The organism is Roseobacter sp. HKCCA2468, assembly GCF_037805105.1.
Taxonomy (GTDB): domain Bacteria; phylum Pseudomonadota; class Alphaproteobacteria; order Rhodobacterales; family Rhodobacteraceae; genus M30B80.
Map to the genome: position 1 here is coordinate 1 of NZ_JBBLYN010000021.1, position 2,028 is coordinate 2,028.

The window sequence follows — 2,028 nt, forward strand, 5'->3', positions numbered from 1 at the left end:
CGCTATTAATCAATGCCATATTGGCACCGGAACCGGTCTCAACAGCCCCTTCAACACCCATCGCTACGAGCTGAGAAGCTGTAACACTATCACCATCATTCGCACCGGCTTCGGTCTTCACCGCTTCGAGAGCCGCAATGGCGTTGTTCACGATAGCCGTTACCTCAGATAAGGTATCAACCAGATCATAGTTGCTCGATGTATCCACATCAGAGAGCGCTTTCTGAATGGCGCTCAGGTTGTTCGTTGTGACGCCCGCAAAGCCCAGGAGCTCCAACTCAGCTTGAGTGATCGCGGGGGTTTCACCATCAACCGTACGAAGAACTGAGACAACAGCGTCGCTCAGTGCCTGAACCTCGGCAATACGGTCAACCGCTGATGCTGCAGTTTTGGATTCAATAACATCGTTTAATAATGCAGCCTGGATGTCCGCTTTTGCTGAATTACTCGAGAATCCAACGAGACCGATGGATTGGTAATTATCAACCGACAACGACAGCGTACCCGCAGCATTCACATCTGCCGCCGCGGTCAATATCTCTTGATAATAGCCAACCAATACCCGCAGAGCCGCTGGGTCTGCAGCAATCGCGCCGGTAACAGCGGACGTATTCAGCATCGAGTTTACAGCAGCAAGATTTGAACTCGTAACGGAAGCGCCATTAGACGATAACGCGTTCACACCATAATAATCACCAACCGTTGGATTAGATGCTGTGGCCGCATCAAACTCTGCAGCTCTTTCAACAATTGTTAATCCTGTAATCGTTGCGACCAGCTCATTGCGGATTTCGCTGAAGTGATCGAAGATTGCAGCGTCATAAGCGACGCTGCTAGACCCCGACTTCGTCCCCGCCTTTATGTGCCCCAAGATCGCAGTGTATCGTGCATCTGAATTTACAAGCGTGATACCCAAAAGATTCAATTGCTCTCGCGTAACATCAGATACCGCTGTCTGATCAGCAGTTGTTAAGAGCGCGTGCAAAGCGTTATAGTAATTTTGAATTTTTTCTACTGCATTGATATCTGATATCTCACCCTTGTCCAACAGGTGGCTTAAATAGTTCGCTTCTATTGCAGTAATGGGGGCGCCATTATTGCGAACCCCAAGAAGTTCAAAATCCGATACGGACAGGCTAAGGCTATTGTTGGCAGAAACTGTCTCTTCTGCTTTAAATATTGTTAATTCTGGCAGAGCATACCACCCAGGCGTATGCGCCCAAGAGTCAGTAATTTCAAATCGGAAATTTTGATAATTATGTTGGTCACTAATGCTTAAATCTGCATAGTACGTTTGTGTGGTATTTTTATAAGCCTCATCGCCTCCGTTAGAGGTAGCGAAAGAGTCTATTGTTTCCCAAACCCATTCTGATCCATCAAAATACTGCCCGGCAATATTCCAACCCTCGTATGTATAATAATTATGGTGAGTAATTGAATATTTTCCAATTTTGAATCCGTTGGCGTCGTCAGTCGTGACGGTAAGTGTGTCATAGCCGTCACGCAAATCCGCAATCCATGAGTTTCTGTCAGCCGTTCCGCCATCAAATGCGAAGTAGGCATGATATGTGCCCCAGCCATCTATCCAAAGGTCGTTTGCGGAGACCGTATAAGTAACGCCGTCAGCTATCGCCGTGCTACTGCTAAATGTTGGCATAAAATCGACATAAGAAGTCGACACATCTTTTGTATCGGTTTCGCCATCAGCGAGCGCTTGCACTTTCGCCCATGTGTTGACGATATCTTGTGCTTCTGCGGCAACAGAGCTTGTGATGGTATCGAGGACGTTTGCTTCAGCGAGTGAGCTGTTGATGGCTGCGACGTTGAGGCTGGTGACGCCTGTGACACCGATGGCGGCGTAATCGTCTTCAGTGGGCTCAGGCGTGGCTGCACTGCTATCCGCCGCCCCGTATGCTTGGATGGTATTGGCCGCTTGTGCTGTGTCTTCGATCAGTGTCTTGAGTGCGGAGAAGGTCTGCAGCTCACTCAAGTCATTTGCGCTATTGGCAATCGCCAGACGGATCGAGT

The 2,028-nt window shown here is 48.6% G+C and carries 1 protein-coding gene; it reads right to left on the reverse strand.

Annotated features, from left to right (window positions below):
• Positions 1 to 1,990: hypothetical protein (locus tag AAC620_RS12330; RefSeq protein ID WP_340245409.1), on the reverse strand; the 1,990-nt coding region annotated here is incomplete at its 3' end.
• Positions 1,991 to 2,028: the final 38 nt, after the last annotated feature.